Origin of the sequence: Alishewanella tabrizica, assembly GCF_014652375.1 — a bacterium.
Taxonomy (GTDB): Bacteria; Pseudomonadota; Gammaproteobacteria; order Enterobacterales; family Alteromonadaceae; genus Alishewanella; species Alishewanella tabrizica.
On the sequence record NZ_BMYR01000013.1, the window covers coordinates 43,212 to 62,031 of the forward strand.

The 18,820-nt window shown below is 46.6% G+C and carries 12 protein-coding genes; 6 read left to right on the forward strand and 6 right to left on the reverse strand.

The genetic code is table 11. From position 1 onward, the window contains the following. Positions 1 to 61: 61 nt before the first annotated feature. Positions 62 to 835 carry a methyltransferase domain-containing protein gene (locus IE070_RS14600; RefSeq protein ID WP_189483935.1) on the forward strand — a complete coding sequence of 258 codons (774 nt, stop codon included), beginning with the start codon at positions 62 to 64 and terminating at the stop codon, positions 833 to 835. Positions 836 to 975: 140 nt separating this feature from the next. Here IE070_RS14600 and tamB read toward each other — a convergent pair whose 3' ends face one another. Both tamB and tamA read right to left on the reverse strand, forming a co-directional pair. Then, positions 976 to 4,773, reverse strand: a complete 3,798-nt coding sequence (gene tamB / locus IE070_RS14605) for an autotransporter assembly complex protein TamB (protein WP_189483936.1) — start codon at positions 4,771 to 4,773, stop codon at positions 976 to 978. A 42-nt stretch (positions 4,774 to 4,815) separates the two neighbouring features. Next, positions 4,816 to 6,519, reverse strand: a complete 1,704-nt coding sequence (gene tamA / locus IE070_RS14610) for an autotransporter assembly complex protein TamA (protein WP_189483937.1) — start codon at positions 6,517 to 6,519, stop codon at positions 4,816 to 4,818. Between the two features lie 249 nt (positions 6,520 to 6,768). Here tamA and IE070_RS14615 point away from each other — a divergent pair, with 249 nt between their 5' ends. Further along, positions 6,769 to 7,887, forward strand: a complete 1,119-nt coding sequence (locus tag IE070_RS14615) for a beta-ketoacyl-ACP synthase III (protein ID WP_189483938.1) — start codon at positions 6,769 to 6,771, stop codon at positions 7,885 to 7,887. A 73-nt stretch (positions 7,888 to 7,960) separates the two neighbouring features. Here IE070_RS14615 and IE070_RS14620 read toward each other — a convergent pair whose 3' ends face one another. After that, the gene (locus IE070_RS14620; protein ID WP_189483939.1) at positions 7,961 to 8,269 is read right to left on the reverse strand and encodes an isoamylase early set domain-containing protein; all 309 of its coding nucleotides are present in this window, start codon (positions 8,267 to 8,269) and stop codon (positions 7,961 to 7,963) included. Between the two features lie 399 nt (positions 8,270 to 8,668). Here IE070_RS14620 and IE070_RS14625 point away from each other — a divergent pair, with 399 nt between their 5' ends. From IE070_RS14625 to IE070_RS14640, 4 genes are read left to right on the forward strand one after another with little or no spacing between them, the layout of a single operon-like run. After that, positions 8,669 to 9,883 carry an efflux RND transporter periplasmic adaptor subunit gene (locus IE070_RS14625; RefSeq protein WP_189483940.1) on the forward strand — a complete coding sequence of 405 codons (1,215 nt, stop codon included), beginning with the start codon at positions 8,669 to 8,671 and terminating at the stop codon, positions 9,881 to 9,883. Positions 9,884 to 9,885: 2 nt separating this feature from the next. Continuing rightward, positions 9,886 to 13,050 carry an efflux RND transporter permease subunit gene (locus IE070_RS14630; protein ID WP_189483941.1) on the forward strand — a complete coding sequence of 1,055 codons (3,165 nt, stop codon included), beginning with the start codon at positions 9,886 to 9,888 and terminating at the stop codon, positions 13,048 to 13,050. 7 nt (positions 13,051 to 13,057) lie between these two features. Beyond that, entirely contained in the window at positions 13,058 to 14,680 is a 1,623-nt protein-coding gene (locus IE070_RS14635; protein WP_189483942.1) for an L-lactate permease, read from the forward strand. 25 nt (positions 14,681 to 14,705) lie between these two features. Further along, on the forward strand, positions 14,706 to 14,966 hold the full coding sequence (locus IE070_RS14640; protein WP_189483943.1) for a putative signal transducing protein: 261 nt from the start codon (positions 14,706 to 14,708) through the stop codon (positions 14,964 to 14,966). A gap of 114 nt (positions 14,967 to 15,080) precedes the next feature. Here IE070_RS14640 and IE070_RS14645 read toward each other — a convergent pair whose 3' ends face one another. The 3 genes from IE070_RS14645 to pabB form a co-directional block, all read right to left on the reverse strand. Further along, entirely contained in the window at positions 15,081 to 16,460 is a 1,380-nt protein-coding gene (locus tag IE070_RS14645; protein ID WP_189483983.1) for an L-serine ammonia-lyase, read from the reverse strand. A 260-nt stretch (positions 16,461 to 16,720) separates the two neighbouring features. Beyond that, complete coding sequence (locus tag IE070_RS14650; RefSeq protein WP_189483944.1) at positions 16,721 to 17,290, reverse strand: CoA pyrophosphatase; 570 nt, start codon at positions 17,288 to 17,290, stop codon at positions 16,721 to 16,723. Positions 17,291 to 17,441: 151 nt separating this feature from the next. Continuing rightward, positions 17,442 to 18,818: an aminodeoxychorismate synthase component I gene (gene pabB / locus IE070_RS14655; RefSeq protein WP_189483945.1), complete on the reverse strand. Its 1,377-nt coding sequence runs from the start codon at positions 18,816 to 18,818 to the stop codon at positions 17,442 to 17,444. Between the last annotated feature and the right edge of the window lie 2 nt (positions 18,819 to 18,820).

The window sequence follows — 18,820 nt, forward strand, 5'->3', positions numbered from 1 at the left end:
GTGATAGTACACCGAGGGATCTTTCCTTTTTTATCAATTAGCTTATTAAGCAGAGAGCGCTATGCGTGATGGTTTAACCGATCGTAATTTTGATAATTTGGCTAACCGTTTTTCTCAGAATATTTACAACACCACCAAAGGGCAGATCCGGCAGGCGGTACTGATGCGGGATTTGTTGGAATTACCCCAGTTAGCGCACCCTTGTAAGGTGTTAGATGTGGGCGGTGGTCAAGGGCAATTAGCGTTGAAGTTGGCGGCGCTCGGGCATCAGGTGTTGCTTACCGATATTTCAAACGAAATGCTAGAGCATGCTAAAGTGCAAGCCGCGGCACAGGGATTGTCATCACAGTTAACCGTGGTACATAGCCCGTTACAGCACCTCGCTGAGCACCTTGTTGATAAGCAGTATCCAATTGTATTGTGTCATGCAGTGCTGGAATGGTTGGCAGAGCCGGCAGTAGCCATTAGCCAGTTACAGCAATGGGTTGCGCCGGGCGGTGTGTTATCTCTGATGTTTTACAACAAAGATGCCCATCGCTTAAGTAATATTATTTATGGCAATTTTGATTATGTGAAAGCCGATTTACGGGCAAAAAAGCCGGTAAGATTAAACCCGCAACATCCGCTTGTGCCGGCCGAGGTATTATCCTGGTGTCAGCAAGCTGGATTTACGTTACTCGGAAAAACTGGTGTGCGCTGTTTTCATGATTACTTACGCGATCGTAGTCAGCAACAAAGCCATTATGCGGATTTAGAAGCGTTAGAACTGCAATATAATCGACAAGAGCCTTATGCTTCGCTTGGGCGTTATACGCATTTTCTACTAAAAGCCTAAATATAAAAAATGGCTGCCGAAGCAGCCAAAGCAAAAGTAGCAGAGTGCTAATGACAACCCCTTTAAAGTCATCAACAATGTAAGCTTAGCTACGCCAGCGTAACATGGGATGCGACAGACTGTCGCATCTGTATCATGGGCTAATCAAACTCAAATTTGTACAGTAAATCTACCGCATTATCCATGCCTGACACGGCTTCAAGGAACAAGCTTCGCATTAAACGATAGCGCAATGTGAATTGCCCAATCGGTTGAAAAATGCCGATACCATATTTTAACTGCAGATCCCGAGTCAGGTAACCGCTTACGGTTACTTGGGAGTTATCACCCGCTCCCTCGGTATCGAGTGTCAGATCACTTACCCCAAAAGCTTCACCTATCTCGCCAACGAGCTTGCCGCTAGAGGCGATACTCATACCAATTAAGCTGGTTGTGACACTATTTGCGGTACTGCCTGATTCGCTGTCGAGATTTCGACCCATAATCAAATAAGACAAAGCATTAGCTTGCGGTTTAGAGGGTTCCGAGAAAATGCTGATCACCGGCTCATCTGCAGGACCCGTTACCCGAATACCGGCAATCACATCATCTTCCATATTGGCAGGATTACGGATCGCTTCAACATTTAAGAAGGGTTGATCGGCTGGTCCACTAAAGGTCATTTTACCTTGGCGGATTAACAGGTCTTGGCCATAAGCTCGAAAGGTACCATCGCGCAGGCTTACTTCGCCGCGCACCGTTGGATTGATTTGCTGCTGTTGCACGCGTAGCTCGCCATTTAAGCGCGTTTTTAAGCCAAAAGCCGACAAATTAACGCGATCCCCTAATTGCACACGGATATCGGTTTCTATCGCAACGTTATTCGCTTGCTCTTCGGTTATGGCTTCTAGACGCCGGTTAAGCAAGATGTGATCGCTGGAAATGCCGACCGCATTTTGCGGTAAGCTATCAATGGTAATGGTGGCACGCGGGATACTGACGGTACCTGTAATGCGACTACGGCCCGGTTGTGCCGCTATTTGCAAGTCAGGTTTTACATATAATTCGGCTTGCGGTATTTGCAATTTTAATTCGTCCCCCTGAATTTGCAGGGCGGCCCGCCAATTTTCTAATTCTTGCCAATTGGCATTACCTGAGAGCGTAATAAAGCCCTCTGGCGTTTTAACTTGTCCCGCTAACAACGCTTGCGCCCCAATAAAATTGATAATTAAGTCGGCCTGCTCAATATCTGTCGGAGCGAGCTTACCTCTGACTTTTAAGGCAGCCAATTTAAGTTCGCCTTGTACAGTCGGGTTCGCTAAGGTGCCGTTTAAACTGAGTTGACTTGACAACGTACCTGCGAGCTCACTGTATTCATCGAGGAGGGGACGTAAAAAGGTTAATGTGAGATCATCTAAGGTGATTTCGGCTCGAAGTGGTTTATCGGCCGCATTTAGATCGCTGACCAAGGCCTGTGCAGTCAAGGTGCCCGAATCACTGATATTTACCGTTAATTTACTGCGTAGCTGATGCTGCGCCATCGTATTATTGAGACGCAGTGCCGACCACGCTAAGTTTACCGGGACGTCAAATTGTTGGGTAATACTGCCTTGTTCACTGTTAACGTCTAACGTAATGGTAGGGGCCATATTGGCTTGCCATGCGGCGGTTAATTGCAGGGCTAAATCACCTTGCACCGTGGTGTTTAAGGGCAGCACGCTATTTAGCTGAGCTAGCGGATATTCAGTAAGCGCCATCTTAATGGCGCCCGTTGCAGCGCTAAGTGTGGTGCTCTCCGTTAAGCACAGTGTTGCAGGTGCTTGCTGCCAGCAATGTTGGCCAACACTAAGCTGTTGTGTGGGGAGATCTGCGGTTAAGGGGATCGGTGCCTGCAATTGCCATTCACCCACAGGGGTTTGTAACAGTACCGTGTTTAACGCACCTTGCCATTGTTGTCTGTTTTGTAAAGCCCCTTCAAGTGATAATGTGGCACTTAGGGCGTCCGCAGTCACCTTGATATCTAATTGATGCGCCAGCTCTGTACCGGTTAAGGCAAGCTCTAAATTTTGCAGGCGTTGTTGCTGCCAGCGGCCTTGTTGTGCCGTTAAACGGATCTCGCTTTTGATGGGCGAGGCTAAGGCAATATTGGCGGCTAAGGTAGCTTGCCGTAAGCGCATATCGGCGTAGGCTAAGCGCGCAACCTCTAAGTTAAGATTGATATCAGGTGTGAGCGCAGGGCCGCGTAAGGTCACTTTTCCTTGCACAGCGCCTCGCAGCGCGGGATAGCTGGCTGCCAGTTCCGGCAAATTTATATTGCCGTCTAGTTGCCACTCTTCGGCTAATTGCCCAGAGACGGTAAGGTTGTTTTTACCATGGCTGAGGGTTAAACCGGGGGTTGCCACTTGCCAGTTTGCCTGTGCAGGCTGGCCTTGTACATCAAGGCTTCCCGCTAAATTAAATGGCAATTCTCGTAACTTGCCGGCAAATTGCAGCTGCGGTATCGCCAGCGTGATCAAACCGTTGGCATCCTGTGAGCCACTAGTTTCTACTTTACCCGTTATACTGCCAGGATACTCTGGCCAAGTTATTCCGGGTTGGATCGCATTTAGCGCCAGTGCCAATTGCCAACTAAGGATAGGGTGCAATACCAGATGGCCATTGGCCTCTATGTCGCCACCTAAGGTAGATAATCGCAATGCAGTAAGCTCTGCCCGTTGTTGCCAATGTTGCCAGCGGCTAGATAATTGGATCTGGGTATCAGGCAGTGCGTCTCCGGTAAATTGACTATTTAGCTCAATGGCAAGCTCGCTTAAGGTGCCTGCAACAGTGACGCGAGTGGCGGCTAACTGATAACGCGGTTGCGTTAGGGGCCAGTATAATTGTTCGCTTTGTAACGTTAATGACAAGGGCAGATCATCGGTTAATAACGCCAGTTCTGCTGCCAGATTGGCATTAATAGGGCCTATTGTGTTTAACGTCAATTGTAGTTTCGATAAGTCTCCCGCGAGTTGCAACTGTGCCTGTTGTCCGGCGAGCTCACCCAGAGACTCTGCCTGGCTAAGGGCCAGATTAAGCTCGGCTGTTAAGGGAAAGCTCGGGGTAAGCGCAATATTAGCGGCTAATTGTGCGGTACCTAAGTGATGGCGTACTGTCGCATCTAAGAGCCTAATTTGGGTGGGGCTAAGCTGTGCACTTAAGGTTAACGCAGCTAATGTTTCGGTAAGTTCGCCTTGCTGAAAGCGCAGATCATTTAGTTGAAAATCGTCTAGATACACTGAAAGCGGTAAACGCAGCTGCGGTAACGCCAATGCCCGATATTCTGTAAAATCAGGGCTTTCAGTATTAGCAGAGGGCGCTAAGGTAACGTGCAGATCTTGCCAGCGGCCTGAACTCAATTGTAAGCGATTGCCCCATGCGACGACCCCAATACTTAAATGCTGCCAAGCCAATTGTTGCTCGGGCAAAATGATTGCGGCTTCTTCTATAATAAGTTTTTCAATGCGCAGCGGTATTGGAAAAAGTAACTTTGGGCTTGTTAGAGACGAAGAAGGATTTACCGATGTCGTCTCCTCAGCTACCGACGTCGTCTGTTCAGCGACAGACGTCTCTATCTCTGCATCAACGGGCTGTGAGGCCGAGGCAACGGTAATGCGATTTCCTCGGAGTGCCAGTTCAGGGATACACAGCCTAAATTGAATCAGACAGCGTTTTTGTAACCGAAAATGCAGCTGATCAATCTGAGCATCAATACTGGCATTCTGAAAATGGATATCGGAAAGGGTGATCCCCGTTAACCAAGCGCCTTCACTGTGTCCGATGGTCAATTCATCTACGAAATGATCAGCCAGCCACACGCTCAAACGGAGGCCTGGCTGTGTAAACAGCAAAACACTAAGCCATAAAAAAACGAATAACAAAGGCCATACAAGCACGCGATTAAGCCATTTACCCCAAAGCATTGCACCTCCAGCCGATCTGCGCACAAGCGCTTTTTATCATGATCATAATTCCGGCCCTAAAGAAAAATGTAACTGAAAGGGTGAGCCTTCTGCATCTAAACCCCATGCAAAATCAATTCGCACGGCGCCGATAGGGGAACCCCAACGTACCCCCACACCTACCCCACGTTTCCAATCGGGTGTGTTACTCCAGGCACTACCGTAGTCAGCAAAGGTGGCTAACCACCAATTGCCTTTTACCCGATATTGGTATTCAAGGGAGGCGGTTGCCATATAGCGTCCACCAATTAATTCATCCTCGCTGTTTAAAGGTGATACCGATTCATAAGCATATCCGCGTAAATTATTATCGCCCCCTGCAAAAAATCGAATAGACGGGGGCAGGTTATCGATCTCCGCCATTAATACTGCACCCGCATCGATGCGGCTGACCAGACGATGATTATCACTAAAGGTATTGATATAGCCCGCACGTCCCCGTAAGCGGATAAAGCTTTCATCAGAACCCCAACTGCGATCCGATACTTCAATACCAAGTAGTAAGCGATCAGCTCTGATGGGCATGCCAGATCCAGTTTGTCTGGCGCGCGAAAAACTCAAACCTGGCATTATCAGGCTGCTGATGTCTTCTTGATCGGCTTGAGTATAGTCTTCATAAAGCCATCGAATAGATGCCGTTCGATACCAATCGCTTTCTAACAGCCAATGCCGCTCTAAAGCGAGATTCGATTCTTTAGAGCGCGTATCTTGATAGTCTCTATTACGTAAACCGTACTGTAATTGCCAAAAATCGGTGGCGACGGTTTCCAACGGCATTTTGTAGGCGGCTTCGACACTTTGTTCTGCACTAGATAGGGCAAGCTTGCTGTCGAGACTATGACCGCGATCATTTAACCAAGGCTTTAACCAATTGAGTTTAAAGCGTGCACCCACATCATCCGAAAAACCGATACCCGTTTCGATGCTGTTGCGTTTACGTGGCGCCAGTTCTACGTCTACGGGCAAAATCGTTTCACTTAATTGCTCGGTATTGCCGGTAACTAAAATAGATGAAAACCAATTAGTATTGGCAAGTGCTTGATTAAGTTCACCTAACTGTGTAGCTAAATAGGGATCCCCTGCTTTAAAGGGAACGAGTGATTGCAAACGTGCGCTTTGAATATGTTCACCCGAAAAGCGAACTTCGCCAAAACGATAGCGCGTACCGCTATCAAAATGCAGTTTTACAAAGGCTTGTTTCGCCCGCGGCGACACTTCCAATCGAGCAAGCGTAAAGGTCGCATCAAAATAGCCACGGCGTAACGCCAAACTGTTTAGGCTATTTTTAAAATTATCATAGCGGCCATGGTGCACAATTTGTCCGGGTTGTGGGGCTTGTTTGAGTAAATTGATAAATTCAGGATCGGTGGCGGCATCGCCTAATACTTGTAGATCAACCGTGTTAATACGAATGGGTTCACCCGCATCAACCGTAATATTTAGGCGGCTACCGTTAGTGCGCTGCTGCAATTGAATTGTAATTTCACTGTCGTAATAACCCAGAGCTTGCAGGGCGGTGCTAATGTCTTGTTCTAAACGAGATTGGAAACGTAACGAGGTAGAAATATCATTAGCGCCATACCGATTTAAATACAACTGTACGTTATCCTCAAGCTCACCGCTTAAACCGGATAATCGTATAGTCGTTTGTGCCGCCAACACGGTATGACTAAAGATCGTTAATAAGATCAGAAAAAATCGGAACATGCCTTTCCTACTTGCTTAGGGTAAACCCACTAAACACCCTGCTTGGTGTGTAACCGCTAACAACCTTAATACTTGAGTGTACCTTAATGGTGGGTGACTGACAGTAAAAGTGGGATCGACTGCTGCATTTTTCGCCGCTTTGCTGATTTGGGGCTTTTAAAAGCCATCACTTCAGCGTGGCAATTCGGTTATACTGAGCCATAAAAATGCCAAAAGTTCATTCTTTTGCCAACAGAATAAGGTAACAACATGAAAAATGTGGTGATTAGTGGTTCAGGTTTATTTACCCCAACCCAAAGCATTAGCAACGACGAATTAGTGCTAAGTTATAATCAGTACGTCGATACTTACAATACTGAACATGCTGCGGCCATTGCCGCAGGCGATGTTGTCGCATTAGAGTATTCTAGTAGTGAATTTATTGAAAAAGCCTCGGGGATAAAAGCCCGTCATGTTTTGTATAAAGACGGCATTTTAGATCCCGCAATCATGCGTCCTATTTTTAATAAACGCGGCGAAGATCAGATCCCAGAAATGGTCGAAATGGCTGTCGTGGCGGCGAAACAAGCCTTAGCTCAAGCCAATAAAACGGTAGCCGATATCGATCTGATCATTTGTGCTGCCTCAAATATGCAGCGGCCTTACCCGGCCTTATCTATTGAGCTGCAACAGCAACTGGGTGCAGCAGGCTATGCATTTGATATGAATGTGGCGTGTTCTTCCGCTACGTTTGCCATTAGTAATGCCGTTAATGCGATTCGGGGCGGCACGGCAAAAACGGTGTTAGTGGTCAATCCAGAGTTTGCCTCACCGCAAGTGGATTACCGTAGCCGTGACAGCCATTTTATTTTTGGTGATGTGTGCACCGCCACCATTATCGAGGCAGAAGCTGATTGTCGCAGTGAGCAGGCCTATCGTATTTTGGGTATGCGTTTAAAAACAGAATTTTCCAACAATATTCGCTGCGATATTGGTTACACAGAGCATTGCTTTACTGAACAGGATCCAAAAGTTCCGTTTTTTAAACAACAGGGCCGCAAGGTATTTAAAGAGCTGTTGCCCATCGTTGCTGATGTGATCCTTGCTGAAATGGCAGAACAACACCTAGCGCCGGAGCAGTTAAAGCGGCTGTGGTTGCATCAAGCAAATATCAATATGAATATTTTTGCTGCGCGAAAAATTTTAGGGCGCGAACCTTTACCCGAAGAAGCTCCATTAGTGTTAGATACCTATGCAAACACCGCTTCAGCTGGTTCAATTATTGCCTTTCATAAGTATCAGCAAGGATTAGTCTCTGGCGATAAAGCCATATTATGTTCGTTTGGTGCAGGCTATTCTGTTGGGTGTCTTGTACTCGAGAAGTGTTAATACTGCAGGCTTGACTGCGCCAAACAAGGAAGGGTTTGAGTATAATTAAGCAGGGGGCTATGCCCCTTGCTTACTATAATTTTAAGACAGAATTTTCGTCATACGATACCCGAGAAGGCAGATAGGCATCGGCTTCCTCATCATTTAACCAGGTGCCACCATCTACCAGATAACGAAATTGAAATTCGCTGTCTTTAGGCAGGGTAATACTGGCACTAAAATCCCCGCTTTTACTCTTTTTCATCACCAGAGCGTGCGGATCCCAATTGTTAAATTCCCCTAACAAGGCAACCTCTGTCGCAGCTGGCAACGTTTCTGCTGTCAGTTTAAAGGTCACTTTGCAAGCGGGTTTGGTCTTCAAATACTGCTTACTAATGCTCATTGCTAACTCCTGTTGCGATAAAGGGGCAATACTCACGTTATCTATGAGTACCATATTACCCTAACCCAATATGAGCGCTTTGCCAATGGCTATTAAATAAGCATTCGTATGTGGTTATTCGAAGAAGTTTGTAACAAAGTATTTTTTGGCAAGACTATATCTCTGTAATCAATTTATTCGGATAGACGGGCATGAAAGGAAAACCTTGGCGTGTAAGCCTTGTGGCTACAGGTTTTTTGGTATCACGACATCGTTTTTACGGGTAAAAAAAGCAATCAATGTTAAGCATCGCCTAATGTTTTTGATACAAAGATTAACAGTGTATATGGTGCAGCTCGCTTTATCGTAAGTAGAATATATCGTAGAGCAATTTAAAAATTATTAAAGTAGGGCAATTTTATGGCGTCAACGTTTATTAAAGTCGGTGTACCTATTATTATTTTGGGTGCTGCAATCTTCGCGGCGGTGAGTTTAGGCGCTTTACGCAAGCCGCCAGCCAAAGTAGATGAGCAACGCTTAGCGTTATTGGTTAATGCTAAGGCGCTTCAAGCTGAAGATTTAACTTACCGCATTGCCTCTCAAGGCAATGTAACGCCAAAGTTGGAAACCACCTTAATTTCTGAAGTTAATGGCCGAATTGTTGCGGTATCCGAACAGTTTGTGGCCGGAGGTTTTTTCAAAAAAGGGGATCTACTGATTCAAGTTGAGCAATCAGACTATTTAACCGGTGTAAAAGCTGCAGAAGCGGCTTTAGCAGGTGCCCGCGCCCAATTAGAAGAGGAAAAAGCGCGTGGCCGGGTCGCCGAAGCCGAGTGGCGTTCGTTTACCGAGGGTAATGCGCCGGCTTTGGGCTTACGGCGTCCGCAATTAGCCAGCGCGCTGGCCAATGTGCAATCGGCGGAAGCAGAAGTTGAGCGAGCCCGCCGTGATTTAGCGCGCACCGAAATTCGTGCACCTTACGATGGCATGGTTCGCAGCCGTAATGCTAACTTAGGGCAGTTTATTAGCCGTGGCAGTCAGCTGGGTATGATTAATGGCACTGAGTTAGCCGAAATTCGCTTGCCGTTAACCGATACCGATTTTGGATTTTTACCGCAAGGTTTATCGCGTGAACTCGCCATACCGGTACGTTTAACGACTGTTGTCGGCGGTATGCCACAAGAATGGCAGGCGACTATCGTGCGCACCGAAGGCGTACTGGATGAGCGTAGTCGAGTGATTTATGCCGTTGCTGAACTTATCGATCCCTATCAGCGTGAGCGCGCTGACGGCACACCATTGCAGTTTGGCCGTTTTGTTCAAGCCGAAATTACCGGCGCTGCGGCATCACAGATGATCCGTATTGCGCGACATTTATTGCGCCCAGGTAATCAATTGTTAGTGGTTGACGATCAAAACAATTTACAGTTCCGTACCGTCACGGTGGCGCGTGCTGATGCCAATTATGCCTATATCAGTACTGGCTTTGCTGCTAAAGATCGCTTAGTGGTTTCTCCCGTAACGAATCCTTTAGCTGGCACCTTGGTGCGAGTAGCGGGGGATGCCGAGCCTGAGCCACAAGACGACACCGCAGTGGCAGCGAAAACACCCGACGCAGAGACTGAGGCTAATTAATTATGGATACGAATAAAGGCATAATTGCGTGGTTTGCCCGCAACAGTGTGGCAGCAAACTTATTAATGATTATTTTATTGCTGGCTGGTGTTGGTGCCATCTTCACGATTAAAAAGCAGGCGTTTCCAGAGATCCAACTTGAACAAGTCAATATTCGTGTGCCGTACTTAGGCGCAGCGCCACAAGAAGTTGAAAGCGGCGTTATTGATAAAATTGAAGAAAGTATCCGTGGGGTTAATGGCATTAAACGCATCCGCTCTACCGCAGTAGAAGGGATGGGAACGGTTATTGCAGAAATTGCCTCGGGTTATGATATTCAAGAGGTGATGGAAGAAATTAAAACGCAGGTCAATTCTATTTCAACTTTGCCAGAGCAAACTGAACGCCCTTTGGTATATCGCATTCGCTTTCAAAGCAATGTTATGTGGTTATCTTTGTATGGCGATGCGTCTGAGCACGCGTTAAAAGAGTTGGCAAAAACCATTCGTGATGAAGTGAAAAAGCAACCTGGCGTGAGTAAAGTCGAGGTTGTGGCAGCCAGAAACTATGAAATTGCAGTAGAAATTCCGGAATCGCGTTTACGGGAATACAATTTAACCTTTGAGCAGGTCGTCAGTGCCATTCGGGGCAGTTCAGTTGATTTACCCGGTGGGGCCATTCGCTCAGAAAGCGGCAATATATTGCTGCGTACTAAAGGCCAAGCCTATTATCAAAACGATTTTGATAATATTGTGCTGCTAAATTTTGATGATGGTACCAAGTTATTATTAAGTGACATTGCTACGGTGACTGATGGCTTTATTGAACGTGCCAGTTTAGCCACATTTAATGGGCAAAACAGTGTATCGGTAAAAATTGATGCGGTTGGTGAGGACGACACTCTAAAAATTGCTGAAACCGTAAAAAACTATGTAGAGAAAAAGCGCGCTGAATTACCGCCGAGTATTTCGTTAGATTATTGGGGTGATTCTAGTTATTACTTGCAAGGTCGCTTGGACTTAATGACCGATAACTTACTGTATGGGGTTATTTTGGTGTTGTTAGCCTTAACCCTGTTTTTAGAATTCCGAATCGCTTTCTGGGTAATGGTGGGGATCCCCGTGTGTTTCCTCGGGGCATTGGCGATGTTGCCCTTACCGTTTTTTGATGTCTCTATCAATATGATCAGTCTGTTTGGCTTTATTTTAGTACTCGGTATTGTGGTCGACGATGCCATTATTATCGGTGAAAGTGCCTACAGCGAAATTGAGAAACGCGGTAAATCAACGGAAGCCGTCATTGCCGGCGCGAAAAAAGTGGCTATGCCAGCCACCTTTGGGGTTCTTACTACTATTGCTGCTTTTGTGCCGATGTTATTGGTTGGCGGTGCGCAATCGGCAATATGGAGCTCAATCGCCTGGGTTGTTGTGCTGTGTTTAGTGTTTTCTATTATCGAATCGAAGCTCATTTTACCCGCGCATATTGCCAATATGGATACCAAACCTTGGGATCCTAATAAAGGCGGTATTTATGCGTTGGGGCGCTTTGGCAGTAATACCTTAAAACGGATCCGCGAAGCAGTATCTCGCAGCTTAAACGGTTTTATTGAACGTCGTTATCGGCCATTAATTGAAAAATGTATTGAGTTTCGTTATGTCACGATGGCAGTCTTTTTTGCCTTACTGATTTTAATGTTTGGGGTGTTATCTGCTGGTTTTGTGCGCTGGGTGTTTTTCCCCGATATACCCAATGACTTTATGCAAGCTTCGGTGCAAATGGAAGAAGGGGCTTCGAACGAAGCCACGGTGTTAGCGATTAAAGAAATTGAAGCGGCCTTGATGCGGGTGGATCAACAATTATTGAGTGAAGGCGAAGATGTGGTGGTTAAGCATCGCTTGGTATTCCTCAATAGTGACACGGCTGGGCAAATTGTGGTTGAGCTGGATAAAAGCGAAGGTCGCGAAGTCGATAGCTTTGAGATTGGCCGCCGTTGGCGCGAGCAAATTCCGGAAATCCCGGGATTAAAAGCGTTCAAACTTAGTAATTCTGGTTTTGGTGCTGGAGCGGACATTGCGCTGCAGTTACGTGGCACTAATCTGGACAATCTACAAAAAGCCACTGAAACTTTAAAACAACGTTTAGCCGAATACGAAGGGGTTTTCGATATTGAAGACAACTTACTTGGGGGTAATGATGAGATTGTGCTCGCGCTAAAACCTGAAGCAAAACTCTTAGGCATCACGCTTGCCGACTTGGCGCGCCAAGTGCGCTACGGTTTTTATGGTGCCGAGGCGCAGCGCATTCAGCGTGATGGCGAAGAGATAAAGGTGATGGTGCGTTATCCGCGTGACGAGCGACGCTCTGTTGGTGATTTAGAAAATATGCGTATTCGTACAGCAGATGGGGGTGAAGTCCCGTTTTCACAAATTGCGACGTATACCATGCAACCGAGCTTTAGTGCCATCAATCGTGTCAATGGTGAACGTGCTGTAACCATAACGGCTGCAGCAGATAAAGCGAAAATAGAACCCGGTAAGGTTGTTGCTGAAGTACGTAGAACGGTTATCAAAGAGCTAGAACAACAATATCCTGGCGTCACTGGTGAATTGGATGGAGCCAGTCAGGATGAGGTTGATGCACAGGTTGACTTGATGATTGCCGCGGTCTTTGCCTTATTTAGTATCTATGCCTTAATGGCGATACCGTTAAAATCTTACTCACAACCGCTGATTATTATGAGTGTGATCCCGTTCGGTTTAATTGGTGCGGTAATTGGGCATATGTTGCTGGGGCTGAGCATGAGTATTATGTCAGTCTTTGGGCTCGTGGCGTTGGCAGGTGTTGTGGTAAACGATAGCTTGATTATGGTGGATTTTGTTAACCGCGCACGTGAGCAAGGTATTGCAATAAAACAAGCGGTGGTCGAGGCGGGTACGCAGCGTTTTCGGGCGATTTTGCTTACGTCTTTAACCACCTTTGTCGGGTTAGCCCCTATTGTGTTGGAGCGGAGTTTACAAGCGAAAATCGTGATCCCCATGGCTGTATCACTAGCTTTTGGTATTTTGTTTGCAACGGTAATTACGTTAGTGTTGATCCCAGCGTTATATGTGATGCTGGAAGATCTTAAATCATTGTTCCGCGGGAAAAGCCGCGCTAAGCTAGCGAGTACCGATACCGTTCTAAAATAGGCTCTTAATGACCCTATGGCAATTTCTAACAGCGGCAATGCCGCTGTTCAGCGTGTTTATTTTGTTGGTGTTATGTCGCCTGCCGGCGCGGCAGGCGATGCCGCTTAGTCTTTTATGCAGCAGTGTTTTGGCCTATTGGGTATGGCAAATGCCAATATTGCAGTTAAGTGCTGCGCTGCTAGAAGGGCTGATCATTGCCGCCACCATTCTTTGGATTATTTTTGGCGCCATAGTGTTGTTAAAGGTGCTTACCCTAAGCGGTGCTATGGCGGTGATTAAAGCCGGCTTTAGTCAACTCTCTGCCGACAAGCGGGTGCAATTGGTGATTATTGGCTGGCTGTTTGTCGGCTTTCTAGAAGGCGCCGCCGGCTTTGGAACACCCGCCGCGATTGCCGCTCCCTTATTAGTCGCGTTAGGTTTTAGTCCACTCGCCGCCGTGGTCTTGGCCTTAGTGGCTGATTCGGCAGCTGTCTCGTTTGGTGCTGTTGGCACGCCCGTATTGGTTGGTTTAGCACAAGGCGTGCCTGGTGTTACTTCTGCTGAGTTACACCAGATTGCTTTAACGGCCATCGGTATTGATATTTTTGTCGCCTCTTGGTTACCGTTAATTTTAGTATTGATGTATAGCCGCTTTTTTAGTGAACAGGCCAATTGGCGCTATGGTTTAGCGGCCGCCCCGTTTGCGTTGCTGTCTGGATTAGCGTTTACGCTACCGGCCTATGGCGTTACTTGGTGGCTGGGGCCTGAATTCCCGTCCGTATTGGGCGCCCTGCTTGGATTAGCCATCACGTGTAGTGCAGCACATTTTAATTTTTTAACACCAAGATCTACACTTACCCCAGATAATGCGCTTGCGACATCGTTACACCTTGCAAAAAATGATATGCCAATAGCCGCAAGTCCCCAGATTAACCGCATTCCACTTTGGCAAGCATGGCTGCCTTATGTCGCAGTGGCGTTGCTTTTAGTGCTAACGCGAGTGACAACATTGCCGTTAAAAGCGTGGTTACAGAGCATGAATTGGCAATGGCAAGGCATCTTGGGTACTGATATTAGCGTGAGTGTGGCGCCTTTATACTTGCCAGGCTCAGTATTTATGCTGGTTGCACTTGCTGCCGCCTGGGGTTTTCGGCTTTCTGCGGTTAATGTCGGTAAAGCCTTTATGCAAAGTGGCAATATGCTGTTGCCATCGTGTATTGCCTTGGCTGCTGCTGTACCGATGGTGCGTATTTTTCTCCATTCAGATGTTAATGCGTTAGCGTTACCCGCAATGCCAATTGCTCTGGCAGCTGTGGCGGCGCAATATTTGAGTGATTATTGGTTGGCATTTGCGCCTTTAGTCGGTGCGCTTGGTTCTTTTATAGCGGGTTCAGCAACGTTTTCTAATCTTATGTTTGGCAGTTTTCAACAAGCCATGGCACTGCAAGCAGAATTGCCACAAACCTTAGTGCTGGCGCTCCAAATGCTGGGGGCAAATGCGGGAAATATGATTTGTGTGGTGAACGTGGTAGCCGCAGCCAGTGTTGTAAACCTAAATGGTCGTGAAGGTGAGATTATTCGCTATACGCTTTGGCCAATGTTATTTTATTGCAGTGGCGCGGCGCTGGTGGCTTTTTGGTTTTTCAGCTAAGCTTTGAAAAAACAGTGAGTTCACTATGAAAATTATTTTTCGCGCTAATGATATTCTTGAAGCCCACATTGTTGCTGGTATGTTGAACAGCCAAGGCGTAGAAACCTATGTGGGCGGGCATTACTTGCAAGGGGCCGTGGGCGATTTATCTGCCATGGGATTTGCCAATGTGTTTGTTGCGGATGAGTTTGGTGCGTTAGCTGAGCAATTGTTAGAGGCGTATCAGCAAGCGGAATTTATTGATTTTCCACTTGCTGATGAGGAAGGACTTGCTCCTGCTGGCTAAGGCAGTGCAATGGAATGCAATGGCATAGTAGCGTTTTCTGCGAGTGCGGTTACGCTAAGACCGCAGGATAGGTTTTAGCGTAACACTCGGTGTTAGCCTAATACTAAAAGAGCATTAACACTCAATAATATTGACCGCCAAACCACCGCGTGACGTTTCCTTATACTTTGTTTGCATATCCTTGCCCGTATCCCACATGGTTTTGATGACTTTATCTAAAGACACCTTTTGATCACCGCTGCCACGCAGCGCTAATCGGGAAGCATTAATGGCTTTAATTGAACCCATTGCATTGCGTTCAATACAGGGCACTTGCACCAAGCCACCAACAGGATCACAGGTTAAACCTAAGTTGTGTTCCATGCCAATTTCAGCGGCATTTTCGACATGTTGCGGGCTGCCGCCTAAAATTTCAGTTAAGGCCGCTGCGGCCATAGAACACGCCACACCCACTTCACCTTGGCAGCCTACTTCTGCACCAGAAATAGACGCATTTTTTTTGTATAAAATACCGATGGCAGCGCCGGCTAATAAATACCGTGCGGCAATTTCAGGTGTAACAGGTTGGATAAATTTGTCGTAATACATTAATACGGCAGGAATAATACCCGCAGCGCCATTGGTCGGTGCTGTAACCACACGTCCACCAGCGGCATTTTCTTCATTAACCGCTAAGGCAAACAAATTAACCCAATCCATCACCTGGAGTGGATCTGAACTTTTTTCAGAAATGAGTTTTTTATACAGGGCAGGCGCGCGGCGACGCACTTTTAAGCCGCCGGGTAAAATACCTTCGGTGCGAATACCACGCTCAATGCAGGCACGCATCGTTAACCAAATATTATTGAGCTCGCTTTCAATTTGTGTGCTGCTACGTAACACTTTCTCATTTTCCAGCATCAGCCCAGAGATGGATAAACCATGCTCTTTACACAATGCGAGCAATTGCGCACCGGATTCAAAAGGAAACGGCGGAGGGTTATTCGCCGCAAATTGGCTGGCTGCCTCTTTTTCTTTGGCAAAGTCTTCGGCTTTTACAATAAAGCCGCCGCCAATGGAAAAGTAAACCTCGCTCAGTAACACATTTTTCTCAGCATCAAAGGCAATCAGTTCCATGCCATTGGAATGCTCTTTTAAGGTTTTACGGCGATGAAAGACGATAGCGCCGTCTCGTGCAAAACTGACGGCTTGTTGCTGCGCTAATTGCAGGCGTTGGCTTTCATGAACTTGTTTTAAAATGCCGTCAACGGCATCAGGATCAATGGTTTCAGGTAAGTACCCCGACAGCCCCAGAATGACGGCTTTTCCGGTACCATGGCCAACACCGGTTTGCCCTAAGGAGCCAAAGAGTTCTACTTTTACGCTGGCTACATTTGCCAATACGTTGTTGTGTTGTAATTGTTCAGTAAATTTTTTGGCCGCCCGCATGGGGCCGACGGTATGCGAGCTGGAAGGCCCGATGCCAATACTAAACATGTCAAATGCACTGATAATCATAATAATGTGGCTTCTGTATTGTTATTGTATCGCTGTTGTTTTGAGTGGCTTTGCGCGTTTTGCCGTTTAGGGACATATCCTTTACCAGACTATGCTAAGCCTTTGTTATTTTGTAGGGTGTTAATGGCCGATATTGTAGCGTATGGCAAGATTTACTGTAAGCAGGCTAGAAAGCCAATTGCCATGAAGGGCAAGACATTACCTTGTTTTTTTAGTGGTTGTGTTAACAAAAGTTTACGGAAGGTCTTTTTGAATAATCAGGCAATTTGGCACATTAATTGGTCGATAATGGCAGCAGTCGCCCCCCAAATCATTTTATCTTGATAGGGCATAAAGTGCAGTTGGCGTGGCATGCCTTTCCAAGGTAACGATAATTGATGGCGATTGTCGGGAGATAAAAAAAACGTGAGAGGTACCGTAAACACGGCGCTAACTTCTTGGGGATCAATAATAATTGTAGCAGATGCGGGCAGTAAGCCAACCCATGGACTGATAGTAAAACCGGTAAGGGTGTTGTATGCGTGCAATTGACCAAGCAGTTCAACCGTGTTTGCATTCACCCCAATTTCCTCTTCCGTTTCCCGTAACGCGGCGGCGGCCGGGGTTTCATTACCCTCAATTTTGCCGCCCGGAAAGCTAATTTGCCCAGGATGATGCTGTAAATGTAATGCGCGCTGGGTAAATAGTACGCGAAGGTGATCACCATAATCGACAATAGGCACTAACACGGCACTTTGCCGTGGCCTCATACCAGGCGGTAAATGGATAACGGTCGCCGGCGTAATAGGCTGTAATAAAAAACGGCTTTTAAACTGGCTGGCTTGCATCGCGCTTTGTGTACTCTATGTTGAAGTAAATACCATTGATAAATATAACAGTGATGTAAATACCAGCTACCTAAATACCAGTTACTAAAATACTCGTTAATTAAATAATATTAAAGTAAACATCAGTTAGGCAAACAATCTGTTGTCCTTTTTACGTTGCTGACAGAACCGGTAAAATTTTTGCGACTTTATCCAGGGTTTCTTGATACTCACTGCGCGCATCCGAATCAGCAACGACACCGCCGCCAGCCCAACAATATATATGTTGTTCTTCGCAGACTAAGGTACGAATGGTGATATTCGTATCCATATCGCCTTTACTATTAATATACCCGATAGCACCACAATATACATGGCGCCGATGCGGCTCAAGCTGCTCAATGATCTGCATGGCGCTGATTTTGGGCGCCCCCGTAATAGAGCCACCAGGGAAAGCGCCACGCAGTAAATCACAGGCGCGATAAGGTGCCGCCAAGGTTCCCGTGATCGTGCTGACCAAATGATGCACCGCTGGAAAGCTTTCTATGGCAAATAATGCCGGTACTTTTACCGAACCGGGTTCACTCACTTTACCAATGTCGTTGCGGAGTAAGTCAACAATCATGACATTTTCGGCACGATCTTTATCCGACAACTGTAAAGCATCCGCTTCGGCTTGATCGGTAGCCGGGCACGTGCCTCGGGGTTTAGTACCTTTGATTGGTTTAGTTTCAATGGCGCCCGCGTGTAACTGTAAAAAACGTTCTGGCGAAATGCTGATCACCGCTGCGTGTGGCAGGCGGATAAACGCCGAAAAAGGTGCCGTATTTTTTTCTCGAAGAAGCCGATAAGCATGCCATTCATCACCTGCATACTTTGCATGAAAACGCTGTGCTAAATTAATTTGATAGCAATTACCGCTTTTAAGCTCAGCTTGTACCCGATCAAATTTTTCATGGTATTCTGCTTGGCTCATATTCGCTTGCCACGCAGAGGTGAGGGTAAATGGCTGCATGCTGGGCGCATTAGGGCTTAAACGCTGTTGCAACTTGTACCAGTTTTGCTCAGCGTGACCACTATAATCACTAAACCAAAGCTGTTTTGTGTGCTGATCAAAAATCAGTGCCCATTGGTATAAACCAACCGCCATATCAGGCAGTTTTAATTCGGCTTTGGCAATAGAAGGCATTTTTTCAATATAACGCCCCAAATCATACCCAAAATAACCTAAGGCCCCGCCACAAAACGGTAAAAAACTTTCACTGACCTTGGGGAAATAGCGCTTTAGCGCACAGTCTAATACCTTAAAGGGATCAAGTGTGTAATGATGACTACCGTGTTCATCCGTGAGAGTGGTCGTGCCATGTTGGCTAACTAAGGTTACCGCAGGTTCTGCCACCATAATTTGATAGCGACTGTTAGGATGATTGGCCTCGGCTGAGTCAAGCAACATGGACCACGGCTGAGCTGCAAATTGCTCAAACAGCTCCAGTAAAGAGAAAGCCTGCTCAGGTTGGTTTTTTGCGTCGTAAATTAGGTACTGCTGCATGA

What these genes read in the sequence shown, in the direction of transcription:
- IE070_RS14630 (WP_189483941.1), top strand. Translation starts at nt 9,886, where the DNA reads ATGGATACGAATAAAGGCATAATTGCGTGGTTTGCCCGCAACAGTGTG.
- tamA (WP_189483937.1), bottom strand. Translation starts at nt 6,519, where the DNA reads ATGTTCCGATTTTTTCTGATCTTATTAACGATCTTTAGTCATACCGTG.
- IE070_RS14615 (WP_189483938.1), top strand. Translation starts at nt 6,769, where the DNA reads ATGAAAAATGTGGTGATTAGTGGTTCAGGTTTATTTACCCCAACCCAA.
- pabB (WP_189483945.1), bottom strand. Translation starts at nt 18,818, where the DNA reads ATGCAGCAGTACCTAATTTACGACGCAAAAAACCAACCTGAGCAGGCT.
- tamB (WP_189483936.1), bottom strand. Translation starts at nt 4,773, where the DNA reads ATGCTTTGGGGTAAATGGCTTAATCGCGTGCTTGTATGGCCTTTGTTA.
- IE070_RS14620 (WP_189483939.1), bottom strand. Translation starts at nt 8,269, where the DNA reads ATGAGCATTAGTAAGCAGTATTTGAAGACCAAACCCGCTTGCAAAGTG.
- IE070_RS14600 (WP_189483935.1), top strand. Translation starts at nt 62, where the DNA reads ATGCGTGATGGTTTAACCGATCGTAATTTTGATAATTTGGCTAACCGT.
- IE070_RS14635 (WP_189483942.1), top strand. Translation starts at nt 13,058, where the DNA reads ATGACCCTATGGCAATTTCTAACAGCGGCAATGCCGCTGTTCAGCGTG.
- IE070_RS14640 (WP_189483943.1), top strand. Translation starts at nt 14,706, where the DNA reads ATGAAAATTATTTTTCGCGCTAATGATATTCTTGAAGCCCACATTGTT.
- IE070_RS14625 (WP_189483940.1), top strand. Translation starts at nt 8,669, where the DNA reads ATGGCGTCAACGTTTATTAAAGTCGGTGTACCTATTATTATTTTGGGT.
- IE070_RS14650 (WP_189483944.1), bottom strand. Translation starts at nt 17,290, where the DNA reads ATGCAAGCCAGCCAGTTTAAAAGCCGTTTTTTATTACAGCCTATTACG.